General features: G+C 71.7%; 16 protein-coding genes, 1 tRNA gene and 1 pseudogene. 9 read left to right on the top strand and 9 right to left on the bottom strand.

Features of this window, described 5'->3' with window-relative positions:
• The first annotated feature begins 112 nt into the window (after positions 1-112).
• From CNO22_RS20855 to CNO22_RS20880, 6 genes are all read left to right on the top strand, one after another.
• Positions 113-580: an ATP-binding protein gene (locus CNO22_RS20855; RefSeq protein ID WP_100501179.1), complete on the top strand. Its 468-nt coding sequence runs from the start codon at positions 113-115 to the stop codon at positions 578-580.
• 16 nt (positions 581-596) lie between these two features.
• Positions 597-667 (top strand) — tRNA-Gly (locus CNO22_RS20860).
• A 1,312-nt stretch (positions 668-1,979) separates the two neighbouring features.
• Complete coding sequence (locus CNO22_RS20865; protein WP_100501180.1) at positions 1,980-2,195, top strand: helix-turn-helix transcriptional regulator; 216 nt, start codon at positions 1,980-1,982, stop codon at positions 2,193-2,195.
• 253 nt (positions 2,196-2,448) lie between these two features.
• The gene (locus CNO22_RS28505) at positions 2,449-2,847 is read left to right on the top strand and encodes a molybdopterin dinucleotide binding domain-containing protein (RefSeq protein ID WP_198588481.1); all 399 of its coding nucleotides are present in this window, start codon (positions 2,449-2,451) and stop codon (positions 2,845-2,847) included.
• Positions 2,848-3,038: 191 nt separating this feature from the next.
• On the top strand, positions 3,039-3,515 hold the full coding sequence (locus CNO22_RS20875) for a hypothetical protein (protein WP_100501181.1): 477 nt from the start codon (positions 3,039-3,041) through the stop codon (positions 3,513-3,515).
• Positions 3,515-4,192, top strand: a complete 678-nt coding sequence (locus CNO22_RS20880) for a GPR1/FUN34/YaaH family transporter (RefSeq protein WP_100501182.1) — start codon at positions 3,515-3,517, stop codon at positions 4,190-4,192. The genes CNO22_RS20875 and CNO22_RS20880 overlap by 1 nt, the downstream gene beginning before the upstream one ends.
• An 18-nt stretch (positions 4,193-4,210) precedes the next feature.
• Here the strand turns inward: CNO22_RS20880 and CNO22_RS20885 are convergent, their stop codons facing one another.
• Genes CNO22_RS20885 through folP form a run of 3 tightly spaced genes read right to left on the bottom strand, consistent with a single transcriptional unit; the run spans position 4,211 to position 6,213 of the window.
• Positions 4,211-4,822, bottom strand: a complete 612-nt coding sequence (locus CNO22_RS20885; protein WP_100501183.1) for a Rho termination factor N-terminal domain-containing protein — start codon at positions 4,820-4,822, stop codon at positions 4,211-4,213.
• Positions 4,819-5,361, bottom strand: a complete 543-nt coding sequence (locus CNO22_RS20890; protein WP_332870099.1) for a site-specific DNA-methyltransferase — start codon at positions 5,359-5,361, stop codon at positions 4,819-4,821. The genes CNO22_RS20885 and CNO22_RS20890 overlap by 4 nt, the downstream gene beginning before the upstream one ends.
• Before the next feature lie 15 nt (positions 5,362-5,376).
• Positions 5,377-6,213 (bottom strand): dihydropteroate synthase, encoded by an 837-nt coding sequence (folP, locus tag CNO22_RS20895; RefSeq protein WP_100501184.1) that lies wholly within the window; start codon positions 6,211-6,213, stop codon positions 5,377-5,379.
• 217 nt (positions 6,214-6,430) lie between these two features.
• Here folP and CNO22_RS20900 point away from each other — a divergent pair, with 217 nt between their 5' ends.
• Positions 6,431-7,126, top strand: a complete 696-nt coding sequence (locus tag CNO22_RS20900; RefSeq protein WP_100501191.1) for a GAF and ANTAR domain-containing protein — start codon at positions 6,431-6,433, stop codon at positions 7,124-7,126.
• Positions 7,127-7,171: 45 nt separating this feature from the next.
• Here the strand turns inward: CNO22_RS20900 and CNO22_RS20905 are convergent, their stop codons facing one another.
• The 6 genes and pseudogenes from CNO22_RS20905 to CNO22_RS20920 all read right to left on the bottom strand — a co-directional run bounded on the left by CNO22_RS20905 (position 7,172) and on the right by CNO22_RS20920 (position 9,945).
• Positions 7,172-7,333 (bottom strand): zinc ribbon-containing protein, encoded by a 162-nt coding sequence (locus CNO22_RS20905; RefSeq protein ID WP_100501185.1) that lies wholly within the window; start codon positions 7,331-7,333, stop codon positions 7,172-7,174.
• 57 nt (positions 7,334-7,390) lie between these two features.
• Positions 7,391-7,714, bottom strand: a complete 324-nt coding sequence (locus CNO22_RS20910) for a DUF2795 domain-containing protein (protein WP_100501186.1) — start codon at positions 7,712-7,714, stop codon at positions 7,391-7,393.
• A 197-nt stretch (positions 7,715-7,911) separates the two neighbouring features.
• Complete coding sequence (locus tag CNO22_RS28510; protein WP_198588482.1) at positions 7,912-8,442, bottom strand: thiamine pyrophosphate-dependent enzyme; 531 nt, start codon at positions 8,440-8,442, stop codon at positions 7,912-7,914.
• Entirely contained in the window at positions 8,378-8,812 is a 435-nt protein-coding gene (locus CNO22_RS29270; RefSeq protein WP_232807217.1) for a hypothetical protein, read from the bottom strand. Before CNO22_RS29270 ends, CNO22_RS28510 begins: the two co-directional genes overlap by 65 nt.
• A 104-nt stretch (positions 8,813-8,916) precedes the next feature.
• Positions 8,917-9,240: pseudogene (locus tag CNO22_RS30180) on the bottom strand (hypothetical protein); the annotation flags it as partial.
• A 297-nt stretch (positions 9,241-9,537) separates the two neighbouring features.
• Entirely contained in the window at positions 9,538-9,945 is a 408-nt protein-coding gene (locus CNO22_RS20920; protein ID WP_100501187.1) for a four-helix bundle copper-binding protein, read from the bottom strand.
• Between CNO22_RS20920 and CNO22_RS29280 the strand changes: the two genes are divergently transcribed.
• On the top strand, positions 9,944-10,243 hold the full coding sequence (locus tag CNO22_RS29280) for a hypothetical protein (protein ID WP_232807219.1): 300 nt from the start codon (positions 9,944-9,946) through the stop codon (positions 10,241-10,243). The two genes, CNO22_RS20920 and CNO22_RS29280, sit on opposite strands and share 2 nt — an antisense overlap.
• Positions 10,244-10,488: 245 nt before the next feature.
• Entirely contained in the window at positions 10,489-11,361 is an 873-nt protein-coding gene (locus tag CNO22_RS20930) for a glycerophosphodiester phosphodiesterase (RefSeq protein WP_232807220.1), read from the top strand.
• Positions 11,362-13,067 lie beyond the last annotated feature (1,706 nt).

The following is a 13,067-nucleotide window of genomic DNA, read 5'->3' on the forward strand; positions in this document are numbered from 1 at the left end:
ATGTGTTATGTGTGTTTGTTATCAGGCAGAAGGCTGCAGACAAGGTCTAGGACGGTCTGGTGGGCTCGGAGATGTGTAGAGGAGACACCGCCGACCCCGCCCGCGACCGCCGGTGACCCCGCCCGCGGCCGCGCCGTCCGCCGGGCAGGCGCCGTCCGCCCCCGTCGCCCCCGCGGGCACCGCCGTCCGCCGGCACTGGCGCCTCCCCTCCGACACGCGGTCCATCCCGGCGCTGCGCCGGCGGCTGCGGGCGCTGTTCACCGAGGCCGGCCTGGACGAGGACCTTGCCTACGACCTGGTGCTGGCCGCCTGCGAGGCGGCCACGAACGCCATCGAGCACGCCCAGGACCCGGCCGAGCCGGTCATCGACGTCGGCGCCGAGGTCGCCGGCGGCCGGGTGGAGGTGGCGGTCCGCGACTACGGCCGGTGGCGGGAGCGGGTGCCGAGCATGGACCGCGGCAGGGGCTCGATGCTGATGAGCGCCGTGGGGGAGATCACCGCGACGCCCAGCCCGGCCGGCACCACGGTCGTCATCCGCGCCGGCGGCCCCCCGCTGCCCTCCGACGGGGCGCTCCGGTAAGCTCGGGCCGCACTCCGCGGGTGTAGTTCAATGGCAGAACATCAGCTTCCCAAGCTGACAGTGCGAGTTCGATTCTCGTCACCCGCTCCGCGTAAAGCTGCAGGTCAGATGCTTGTCGGGTCCTCCGGAGAAGTCTTCGAGGACCGTCTCAATGGCCCGCTACGGCCCCCTGTGACCCCCCGTTTTCCGCCGCGTAGGTCATGGATAGGTCACGCGGAGGGACCGATCTGCGCAGGTGAGACCCTCGTCCGGACGGACGCACGACCTGCGCCGCGTGACCAACATCGGTCACGCGGCGCGCCGGCGGGTAGTCCCAGTAGGTGGAAGCGGGGGACGCGGACCAGCGCGGATGGGCCAACCTCTGTGGTGACCTGCACTGACACAACCCAGCTATTCAGCGTCAACCGGGACCAATCAGGGAGTCATGTGCCCCGGATGTGCCCCAACGCGGCGACAGCCAGGTCAGGTAGCGGGCACGAAGGGCCGGACAGCTGCCCGGCCGTTGAGCGGCCGGCTTCGCGGGCGTCTATGACCGCGTCCGTGGTCCTCTGCAGTAGTTGTCGTACTGATCCCTGATGATTGACTGCTGATGGTGGTCGCTTGAACCGGGCTTTGACCTGCGGCTTCGGTGGTGAACGGTGCTGGCGCGTCATGGTCGCGATTGAGCGTCTTGCCGACTTTCTGCGGACTCTCTGCCGACCAGGATGGCGGGAGCATTGCCCGTAAGGGGGGTCGTGGCGAGGACGCCGCCGCTCCCCAGCCGGCCGAGCGTGCCGGCTGCAGCGGGTCGCCGGAAGGGCGCTGCGCGTCCCTTCGGGATGGGCCTGCGGCCCACCCTTCCCCCGACCCGCTGCAGCCGGAGGAAAGCCGGTTGCGGGAAGCGGACAGGAGTGTGGGGGACACTGCAGCCCCGGTTGCGCGGCGCGGCGACAGCCTTGCGCGGCAACGACGTCCGCGCCTAACTGGACGTCCTTGGCCAGCCGAGGCATCCTCGCGCTGGCCGCCTCGGTGGTCGGGAGGACCGGCGGGAGGAAGTCGACCCTCGTCACACGCGGGACTGTGTAGGCTCTTGCACCCCACGGGCAGACGGGGCGAATGACGGCCGGCGCCCCGCCCGGCCTCGTAGGCAGCAGTCCTCCAGTTCTCCTCCGGCTGGGCGCGGCCACCGGGCGTTGCCGCTGTCGGCCTCTTGCAGAACGGCTGCAGAAGCGCGGACGCCGCCGTCGAGCAGTCGCTGCTTGGCGGAGAGCGGGCGGGACAGTAGCCGGAGGCCAACTGGAGAAGCGCCGCAAGTCTGGTCACCGGCACAGGTCGAGTCAGGTGGGGCCGCGCCTTCGCGTGCGGCGCGCTCGCCGGCGCCCTGTCCCTGCTGACTCCAACCGCGCGGAGGTGCCTGGCCGTGACCGACGATGACGCCCGGACAGCGGCGTCCGAGCTGCTGACCTTGGAGGAGGCGGCGGCCGTTCTTCGCACCCCGGTGGCCACGCTGCGCTATTGGAGGCACCTCGGGGTCGGACCGGACGGCTTTCGCCTCGGCCACCGCGTGGTGTACCGGCGCGAGGACGTGGACCGCTGGGTGGCAGAACAGCAGCAGGCCCAATCTCCGCGCCGATAACCCTGCACCGGTGGGCCGCGACATGGTGATCCAACTCGCACCTGCGGTCGCGCTCTCGCCGAGATCTCCTGATGCCTATAGAAAAGCCGGTCTGATCGAGAGGTCGGCCGGTCCTCGGGCGGGTGCCGGCGTCCAGCGCGCCGCGGGCGCCAGCCAAGGTGTGCCACCCCAGCCGATCGGGCAGAGCCCCGCAGGTCGACGTCGAACGAGATGGAGGGGTCAGGATGCCGCGGATCGACCGGATCGCCGAGCCGTGGGGGACCCGCACGCCGTACGGCCCGGGGGAGGCCTGGCCCACCCGGTCGCCGAGTACGTGCCGCCGCACGAGATGCCGAACGAGGACTTCCCGTTCTCCTTGATCACCGGCCGCACGCTCTACCAGTTCCACACCCGCACCAAGACCGGCCGCGCCCCGCAGCTGCAGGCCGCGGCCCCCGACGTCTGGGTGGAGATGTCGGTCGGTGACGCCGACCGGATGCGCGCCCGGGAGGGTGACCTGCTGGAGGTGCGGACGCCCCGGGGCTCGGTGCGGGCCCGGCTGCGGATCAGCGGCATCCGCGACGGCGTCCTCTTCCTGCCGTTCCACTACGGCTACTGGGACGACGGGCACCGGGGCGGCCGGGCCGCCAACGAGCTCACGCTCACCGACTAGGACCCCGCCTCCATGCAGCCGATTTTCAAGACCGCGGCCGCCTCGGTCCGCAAGGTGCGCTGGTCGCGGCGCGGGCGTTCCCCGGCACCGACCACGACCGGCTCCGCGCCGGCGCGCGGCAGCCTTCCCCCGACCAGGGGTGACCGGACCGCCGAGGTGGAGGAGACCCTGCCGGCCGAGGGAGGACGACGGTGAAGATCGGACTGGCGCTCGAGGAACTGCACCGCTCGGAGAACCACCTGGCGCACCAGCTGCTCGCCGTGGCCGAGCGGCACAAGGTCGACCACGAGGTCTTCTATGTCGGCCGCGACCTCGCCACCTGGTCCCAGGACCACGTCCGCCGGCTGGCCGCGTTCGGGGACCGGTACGGCGTGGACCTGGATCCCGAGCCCGCCGGCGAGCCCAGGATCCTTGCGAAGCTCAGCGAGGCGGTCAGCGACCGGCTCGGCCGGCGCTCGGCCCCGGCGCTGCTGCGCGACCTGCGCAGCATCCACATCCACGCGACCGGGGTCTCCGTGGACTGGGAGATGGGCGCCCAGGTCGCGCAGGGCGTCGAGGACACCGAGCTGCTCGCCCTCGCCAAGCGCTGCCACCCGCAGAACCTGCGCCAGGCCCGCTGGGCCAACAGCAGGATCAAGGAATCCGCCACCCAGATCCTGGTGAGTTGATGAGCAGCCACGACACTGCGCCTGGGCCGGCCACCCGCGTCGTGCTGCGGCCGATCGCCACGCCCCTGCCGCTGGGGTTCCTCGCCCTCGCGCTGGCGACCGCGGTCTTCAGCGCCGTCCAGCTCGGTTGGATCCCGCCGACCGAGGGCCGGGTCGCGGCCCTGACCGCCCTGGCCGCGACCGTCCTGCTGCAGGCGATCGCTTCCGTCGTCGGGTTCCTCGCTCGCGATCCGGTGGCGGCCACGGGCATGGGCGTGCTGGCCGGGACCTGGGGCACGTTGGGCCTGACCACGCTCACCTCACCGCCCGGCACCGCCAGCAAGGGCCTGGGCGTGGTGCTGATCACCGCCGGCCTGGCGATGTTCGTGCCGGCGGTCGCCGGCGCGGCCAAGCTCGTCCCGGCGTCGGTCATGGGGCTGGCCGGCGTCCGCTTCCTCGTCACCGGCGCCTACGAGCTGACCGGGTCCGCCACGTGGAAGACGGCGGCCGGATGGGTTGGCCTCGCGCTCACCGTCCTGGCCTTCTACGCCGCCCTGGCGCTGGAACTGGAGGGCGCCAAGGCGCGGACCGTGCTTCCGGCTGGGCGGCGGGGCCCGGCCGAGAGCGCCGTCCGCGGCCAGGGCTCCCTGGATGTGGCCGACCTCGCCCGGGAGCCGGGGATCCGGCCGCAGCTGTAGACCGCGGCCGAGGTCCGGTCAGGCGTCCTCGCGGTCGGGGCTCTCCAGGCGGAAGAACGTGCTTTGGTTCCCGTCCTTGCGCTCCTCCTGGTAGAGGAAGTTCAGCTTGCGGGCGTCGAAGGTCTCGAACCACTCGTCCCAGCTCACGTGCCGCAGGTCCTGCGAGTCGCCGCCGAAGTCGAACCGCAGGACGCCGAGGTGGTCGGCGTGCTCGGTGCCTTCGACGGTCGCCGGCACCCCGCCCCGCTTCTCGGCCCAGCGCCGGATGACCTCGTGGCTGGTGGTGGCCAGGCTGCGGCCGGCGCGCTCCGGGTCGTCATCGAGCGAGGTGACCTCCTGCGAGTACTGCAACGACCTCGAGGTCTGCTCGCCGGTGCGCAGCCGGCCGCCGTCGGGGCCGCGGTCGCCGGGAAGCCCCGCCTCGCCGTCGCCGGCCTCGGCGCCGCCGTCCCCGCCCTGGCCGGCTGCGTCACGGGCGGCACGGGACAGCGCGTCGACCAGATCCTCCTTCGTCATCGACGAGGTGCCCTCCACGCCGGCGTTCCGCGCCCTGCCGCGCAGTTCGTCGACCTTCATGTCGCGCAGCTCGGTCTCGCTCAGCCCGGGGGTGTTCGGGGTCTCGTTGCTCATCGCTGCTCCCTGCTCGTATCGACGGTCACGCCACCAGCCGCGGACGACGTCGGGGGAGGCCGTGCGGTCATGACCTGGGCGTACCCCTTGCGTGCTGGCACACGCACGGCGCGCGCACCCCGGCCACGGGGCACCGACAGGCGGTGCACGGCCGTCCGGCAGAACCGCCCCTCCAGGTCCAGCCCGATCGACCGACGGCCGGTCTGACGGGCCGCCACCAGCGTCGAACCCGTCCCGGCGAACGGGTCGAGCAGCAGGCCGCCCGGTGGGCAGGTGAGCCGGACGAGGGCGGTCATGACCGGCACGGGCTTGGGGACCGGGTGACCCCACCGGCGCCGGAGCTCCGGCGTCCGTTGCAGCACCTGGCCGGCCGTGTCGGGACACCAGGTCGGAACGGCCCAACCGGGCGGCGCGGCGACCACCACGGCTTCCGGGCGGCCCGGCTCGCGGTGCCAGAACAGCTGAACAGCGACCTGGAGACCGGTGCCGTTCAGGAGCCGGTCGATGCGTGGCGCGTTGTGCGTGCCGATGCAGGACACGACGGGGCCGACCGGTCAGGACCGCGCCGTCCTCAGCGCGTAAGCGAAGTCGGCGGCCTGCCGGCCGATGCGAGCGTCGTGGACCCGGACGACGGAGCCGCCGCGCATCGTCCCGAGGGCGCACGCCGCTGCGGTCGCGACGTCCAGCGGGGCGTCGCCGAGGCCCAGCGTGCGGCGGAGGAAGATCTTGTTCGAGACGGCCAGCAGGACGGGAACGCCAAGCGTGGCAACGTCATCCAGGCGGACCAGCAGCTGCAGGGACTGCTGCCAGGACTTGCCCAGGTCGATCCCCGGGTCGACGACGATGTGCTCCCGATCGAGCCCCGCTTCCTCCGCGGCATGCAGCAGCTCGGCGAGCCGGCCGCACACCTCGCCGAGCAGATCGGCGTAGACCGGATCGGGGTCCGGGATCCCGGGCGGCTTGCGGATGTGCGTGGCCACGACAGCCGCGCCCGCCGCGGCAGCCGCCGGCAGGTAGCCGGGGTCGAGGAACCCGCTCATGTCGTTGCCCAGCACCGCTCCTTCCGCGAAGGCGACCTGGGCGACCGTGGCACGGGTGGTGTCCACGGCCAGCGGGACGTCGAAGCGGGCCCGCAGCGCGGCCAGCGTCTCGGCCGCCAGGTCGCGCTCCTCCGCGGGTGAGACCTCGGCGACACCCACCCCGCCGGGTCGGACGCCGACCTCGAGGACGTCGGCGCCATCGGCGACCAGTTGCTCGGCGCGGGCCAGCAGCCGGTCTAGCTCGTAGTAGGCGCCGCGGTCGAAGAAGGAGTCCCTCGTCCGGTTCAAGACGCCGACCACCACCGGCCGCTCCGTGACGTCGAAACGTCGGTCACCCAGCTGCAGGAACATGTCCCCGGCCTACCGCAAATGCAGCACGCGCGCTCGTCGGCGACCGTCCGGACGACGTCCACGACTCGTTCCGGCCTCGGCTGGGCGACGGCTAGGTTGCAGAGCCATGGCTGACCGGGATCACGAGCCGCGACGGGCCGTCCGCTCGGAGGGGAGCGAGCACGAGCAGGAGCCTGCCCCCGTGCCCGGGGACGGGGCCAGGGGCGCCGGTGAGGCCATGGGGAACCTAAGCGAGATCATGGGCCAGGCGGCGCGCTCCTTCCACGAGCGGCACGGCGACGTCGACGCCACCTTGCACGCGATCACGTCGACGGCGGTCGGGGCCATCCCCGGGGCCGAGGAGGCCACGATCACCTACGTCACCGGCCGCAGGAAGGTGGAGCCGCGCGCGGCGACGAGTGACCTGCCCCGCACAGTCGACGAGATCCAGAGCCGGCTGCAGGAGGGGCCGTGCCTGGACTCGATGTGGGAGGAGAAGACCGTCCGCATCGACGACATGCGCAATGAGCCGCGGTGGCCCCGCTACGCGGCCGAGGCGGCTCGGGTCGGCGTGCTGAGCTCCGTGAGCTTCCAGTTGTTCGTCGAGGGCGACAACCTCGGTGCGCTCAACGTCTACGCGCGCAGGCCGCATGCGTTCGGTGAGGAGTCGGAGGACGTCGGGCTGGTCTTCGCCGCCCATGCCGCCGTCGCTCTGTCCGGCGCGCAAAACGAGGACCACCTGCGGCGAGCGGTGTCCAGCCGGGACCTGATCGGACAGGCCAAGGGGATCCTCATGGAGCGGTACAAGCTCACCGCCGACCAGGCCTTCGGGGTGTTGACCCGGATCTCGCAGGCGAGCAACCGCAAGATTGTCGACATCGCCGAGGAACTCACGCCCAGCGGATCCCTGCCGAGCACGCGCCCCGACCAGTGACCCACTGAGCGCCGGCGAGCCGTCCTCGATCGGACTGGGTGCCGGTCAGCTCTTGTTCCCCGGCTCGTTGCGGCGGGTCTCGAACGTCTTGTGCCCGTTCGGGCAAGGGGGGATCTCGTCCCCCTGCTTCACGTGCACCTTCTCGCTGCAGTGGGCGCAGTAGAAGTCGCCGGTCTTCTGGGCCTTCTCGCCGGCGTGGGCGGCCATGGACACCTCCTGTGGGTCGGATCAGGTGTGCGGTCGGGACGAGATCCCCGGGACCGGTCAGACGGTGCGCCGGTCCTCGCCCTTGACGCGGTCTTCCTGGATGTCGCGCGAGGTCTCGGCGATGCCGGGCTTGCTGTCGTAGCGGGCCTGCTGGGCCGCGGTACCCGGGTCACGACTGGGTGCCGGGTCAAGCCGCAGTGACCGGACGACCTCGTCGTCGTTGCGGTAGTCGACCGACGGTGGGATCGCGCGGAGGGCCCGCACCACCTCGGGAGAGGCGCCGGCGCGCTCGGCGGCGGTGACCAGGGTGTCCTTGTCGGCCGGGTAGTCGACCTCACCGAGGTAGCGGAGCACCTCGTCGGCGGTCACGGAGTTGGACACGGGATCTCCTCTCTTCTCGGGTGGGGGCTGGCGTCAGGACGGGGCGAGAATGACCTCGGCCCAGCCGGTCTGCCGCTGGGCGTAGGGGTCGTGGGCCTCGAGAACCGAGTACAGCTCGGGACCGTCCTGGGGGTCAGCCATCTCCAGGGCCTACCCATCCGGTGCGGCGACACTCCGGCGGCCGCGCTGCCGTGGCGTCACTCCTCGGATTCGCGTGTCTCCTGCTCGGCGTAGGTGTCGAGGAGGGCGCGGGCGTCCTCCCCGGCCGCGCCCTCCTGCTCCAGGCCGGCGCGGAAGGAGCCCAGTTTCTGCTGGCCGGCAGGGAAAGGAGGCAGAAGCGGGACGTCGGGGTCGGTCCGTACCTCGAGAACGACGGGCCGGTCGGCGGCCAGCGCCCGCTCCCACACCTCACCGAGCACGCTCGGGTCCTCGACCCGGATGCCGATGAGGCCGAGCAGGTCGGCGTACCCGGCGTAGGAGAAGTCGAGCAGCGCCTGGCTGTCGTCGAAGCGCGGGTCGCCCTCCATCTCCCGCTGCTTCCACGTGACCTCGGCGAGGTCGCGGTTGACCAGCACGCAGACGACGAACCGGGGGTCGGTCCACTGCCGCCAGCGGTGCGCGACGGTGACCGGCTCGGCGTTGCCCAGCATCTGCATCGCGCCGTCACCAGATAGGACGACGACCGGCCGGTCGGGTGCAGCGAGCTTCGCCGCGAGGCCGTGGGGCACGGGACCAGCCCATCGAGGCCAGCGTGCTGGACAGGTGCGCGGGTACGCCGCGGGGGAGCCGCAGCTGGCGGGCGTACCAGTAGGTCACCGAGCCGACGTCGACGGCGACCTGCGCGTCGCCCGGGAGCCGCGGGCTGAGCTCGGCCACGACGGCCTCGGGGTTGACCGGCCGGGCCTTCGTCCGCGCCCGCTCCGCCGACAGCTCCCGCCAGTTGGGGACCGCCGCCTCCACCCCCGCGCGCCAGGGTGATCCGGTGCGGTCCTCCAGCAGCGGCAGCAGGGCCCGCAGGGTCTCGGCGGCGTCGCCGGCCAGCGCCACCTCGACCGGGTAGCGGTTGCCCAGATGTCGGCCGTCGAGGTCGATCTGCACGGCGCGGGCCTGACCGGGCGCCGGGTAGAACTCGGTCCAGGGTCGTTGGTGCCGACCAGCAGCAGGGTGTCGCACCCGCCGAGCAAGGAGGCGCTGGCCGTCGTCCCGAGATGGCCCATGACCCCGGCGGCGGCCGGCAGCGTCTCGTCGACGTAGGGCTTGCCGAGCAGGCTGGTGGCGATCCCGGCGCCGAGCCGGTCGGCGACGGCGACGACCTCCTCTTGTGCCTCACGGGCGCCCTGTCCCACCAGCAGCGCGACCCGTTCTCCTGCGTTGAGCACGTGGGTGCGCTGGTCGACAACTTGAAAGACGACGAGGCAGTGGCGGCCACCGTCCGGGACGAGGGCGACAAGGGCTGCGTCAGCGACGGGCGGGAGACCGACGCCGACCGGCTGTCCGTGACCGACGGCGAGTACAACGCCATCCACTGCCGGCTCTCGGACGGCTCACGGCAGACCGTCCACGACCCGCGGCTGCTCTGGCCGGACACCACGTCCGTCGCCGTCGACAGGCACCACGTGACCGCCAACCAGCTGTACCAGCGGACGAGTACCGCGGGGTAGACGACCAGCGACGCAAGCCCTACGTGTCGTTCCGGACGCCGCTCGACGCAGGCCCGGTCCGTCTGCGCTGTGCCCACTGATGCCGGGGGCGCCCGGCCCGCCTGTCGTGGCGATCGGGTGCCCCGGCGGCCGGCCTCGGCACGGGCGGCGTGCGGACCTGCGTCAGCCGAGCGAGGTGATGAGGTCGCGGCAGGCCTGCTCGCATCGCCGGCAAGCGTCGGCGCAGATCCGGCAGTGCTCGTGCATCTCGGCGTGGCGCGCGCACTCGTCGCCGCACGCTTTGCATGCCGCGGCACATGCTTCGAGCACGGCCCGGGTGAGGTTGGCGTCGTAGCCGGTGTGTCGGGACAGCACCCGCCCGGTGGTGTCGCAGACGTCGGCGCAGTCGGCGTTGCTGCGGATGCACTTGGTGAGCTCCGCGACCATGTCCTCGCTCAGGCAGGCGTCGGCGCATGCGGTGCAGGCCTGCGCGCACTCGAAACACGCCTCGATGCAGGCGCGGAGCTTGTCCTTGTCCACACCGCCGAGGTCTTTGGGGTAGGTGTCGAGCATCTGGGCTGCCACGGTCATGAGCTTGCTCCTCGGGTTCCCGGCGCTGGACGGCTCGGACGCCGTCTGGAACTGTCGCCGACGTGGACGGCGGTACCCGGCGGATGCGTCGGATGCACAGCGGCCCTGCGTCGTCTTCGTGGACTCGGACCTGGTCGCCATGGATCCGCTGTTCGTCGTCGGTCTGCTGGGTCCGCTGCTCACCGATCCGACCGTCGGCTATGTCAAGGCGCTCTACGACCGGCCACTGACGACGACGGAGGGCATGGTCCCCAGGGGCGGTGGCCGGGTGGCCGAACTCCTTGCCGCCCGTTGCTGAACCCCCTGTGGCCTGACCTGGACGGGTTCGTCCAGCCCCGGTCCGGCGAGTACGCCGGACGGCGGGCGCTGCTGGAGCGGGTGCCGTCGGCCGCCTGCATGGCCGTGTCTGTGAGCAGTTCGCTCCGACTGTCCTGGCCGCCGCGTACGAACGCCTCTACACTGAGATGATCAGTCGCGCTGGCGATGCCGCAGCGTCGGCGGCAGGACCGAGGAGGCCTCGGGGACCGTGGCCGGATGATGGCAATGCACGGCTCCGAGCTGGGCGCCGTCGAGGTCGTGGCCCATCGTGGTGCCTCGGCGGACGAGCCGGAACACACCCTGGCCGCCTACCGGTACGCCGCACGGCTCGGCGCGGACGCCGTGGAGTGCGACGTGCGTATGACCCGTGACGGCGCGCTGGTGTGCGTCCACGATCGTCGCATCGACCGCACCTCGACCGGTCGGGGCGTGATCTCCGCTCTCGACCTTGCCGACCTGGAGCGATTCAAGTTCGGGCGCCCCCGGACCATGCCCGGAAGGCGGCGAGCTCAGCTGGCCGCTGGGATCGGGGCCGACGAGACGCTCGACGAGGACGCGGGCCGGGTGCTCACGCTGGACCGGTTGCTGGAGTACGTCACCAGCACTCCCGGCCGGGTGCGCCTCGCCATCGAGACCAAGCACCCCACGCGGCACTCGCCCCGGGTGGAAGCGGCGCTGGTCGCCACGCTGCGGCGCTTCGGCCTGGTGGTAGGTGACGGACCCGTCGACTGGGCCGGCCGCCCGGCGGTGCGCGTCATGAGCTTCTCCCCGGCGGCGCTGCGCCGAGTGCAGGACCTCACACCCGGGATGCCGACCGTGCAGTTGGTGCGTCAGCTGACGCCATGGACGCGCATCACCGGGCTGCCGCCGGTGAACACCGCAGTCGCACCCTCCCTGGGCCTGCTCCGCCGCGTTCCCTCCTACGTCCGCCGGGCTCATGACGCAGGGGCAGAGGTGCACGTCTGGACGGTCAACCAGCCGGAAGACATGGAGTTGGTGCTGTCCCTCGGCGTTGACGCCGTGATCACGGACCATCCGGGAACGCTCCTCCGCCGGCTCGGGCGTGATCCCGCGGGTCGCACGGGCGAATCGGGCTGAAAACGCTTCACGGTCTTGCCCTTGCCGGTCCGCCAGCCACCAGACTGCCGGAATGAGCCGCACCCGGATCGGCGCGACGGGCGCGGGGGTCATCGCCTAGCGGCACGTGCGCAGGCTCCTCCGCTTCGACGACGTGCAGGTCGCCGCGGTCGCCGACGTTCAAGCCGACCGCGCGGCGGAGCTCGCGGCTGGCGTCGGCGCGACGCCGTACGACAGTGCCCCGCGGATGCCTAACATCGAGAGGTCGGACGCCGTCTGGCTGTGCGTGCGAGACGCCGTCCAGTCCGCCGGCGAGGAGACCGGTGAAGCCGTGGAGGGCCGGCACGCCGGCTGTCCAGCGAGTGCCTCGGGGGGGCCAGGACCGGGGCGCAAGAACCGACGATCTGGACGTCGTGGAACCCGGCCAGGGTGCGAGCGTGTCGAGCGCCGACTCCGCCGGCACCAACGATGCCAACCGGACGGTCACGCCGACACGGGGCGACTGAACGCCGGAGTTCAGTCCCTTGCCATGGCGGCTGAGTCAGGACGTGGTGGTGACTGCCCACTCCTCGACGGCGTCGACCCACGATGTTGCGGTGTTCGAGCGGCCGCGTGACGCTGAACCGCTGCGAACCGCGGCCGAGCGGCACGTGACAGCGTCCGTCACGCTGGCTCGGCCTTGCGCCGGCCATGCCCCACGGAGGAGCCTGACGGACATTCGTCGAAGTTGGTCTCCCCACTGCGCGGTCAGTCTCCGTCAGAAGAGCCGCGCGATGGGCTCGAGATGGTCTTCGAAGGGACCACGGATGTCCCGTTGCGCCATGCCGTGGTTGCGTGGCTCTCGCTTCACCGGTCGCAGGCAGGTGGCGCAGCGAAACGCGCGACACCGATCGCGAGGTCATCGGTGGTGGCGGTGCCCGACAGGCCCGCGTCCGGGTTCATCGAGCGCGGAGCCTTGTTGAGCAGTGCCGCTGATGCACCGTTCCGTACAGCGAGAACGGCATCATGGAGTTCTCCACGGTGTCCGTCGTGCCCACCAGCCTGCCGCTGCGCAGGTTCCCGTGCTCCCCGACGCAGGGGGATGTGCAGTCAGCAGGTGGGGACTCCCGTCCGGGCGGCGTCTCTCGATCACCAGTTCAACCACCATTGACGTCCGTCCGGCGTAGTTCGCCGGAGTGCGCCATGGTCCGTATCCCGGCCTGGGCCGCCAAGACGGACCTCCATGAACGTCGGCGAACGTCCGGCCGACGTCTGGGGGGACAAGCGGCCATGGGGGCTTCGGTGAATGCGCGCTGCTCGTGGCGGTGTTGGCCGCCGCCAGCATGACTCAGGGGAACCTCAGCGCCTTCATCTGAATTGAGGTGTTGCGGCTGTGGGCGTACTCGACGGCGTGAGTTCCGACGAGTGCATCCAAGGCGGGCTGAACGTTTCCGGCCAGCGACACTCTTCCTCCCGTCCGACGAGCGCACTGCATTGACCCGGGTGTCCGGCCAGCGACACGGTGTTCCTGATTGGCCACGCTTACTCACCCAGGGCGGAGGCAAAGTCGTAGAGCGCGCGGCTGACCTGTGGGTTTAGGGCGGACACGGGCCGTGTGGTGATCTGAGGTTGTCTACGCCATCGATCAGCAGCGAGAGGGCCCGTGCCCGCGACCTCATCTTCCCCGACTGCCCTGCTCGATGCCGCCACCGCCGCCGAGGTGCCGGCCCGGCCGCTGTCGGCGGCCG

The sequence above is a fragment of the Geodermatophilus chilensis genome (assembly GCF_002802985.1).
In the GTDB taxonomy this organism is placed as follows: Bacteria; Actinomycetota; Actinomycetes; order Mycobacteriales; family Geodermatophilaceae; genus Geodermatophilus; species Geodermatophilus chilensis.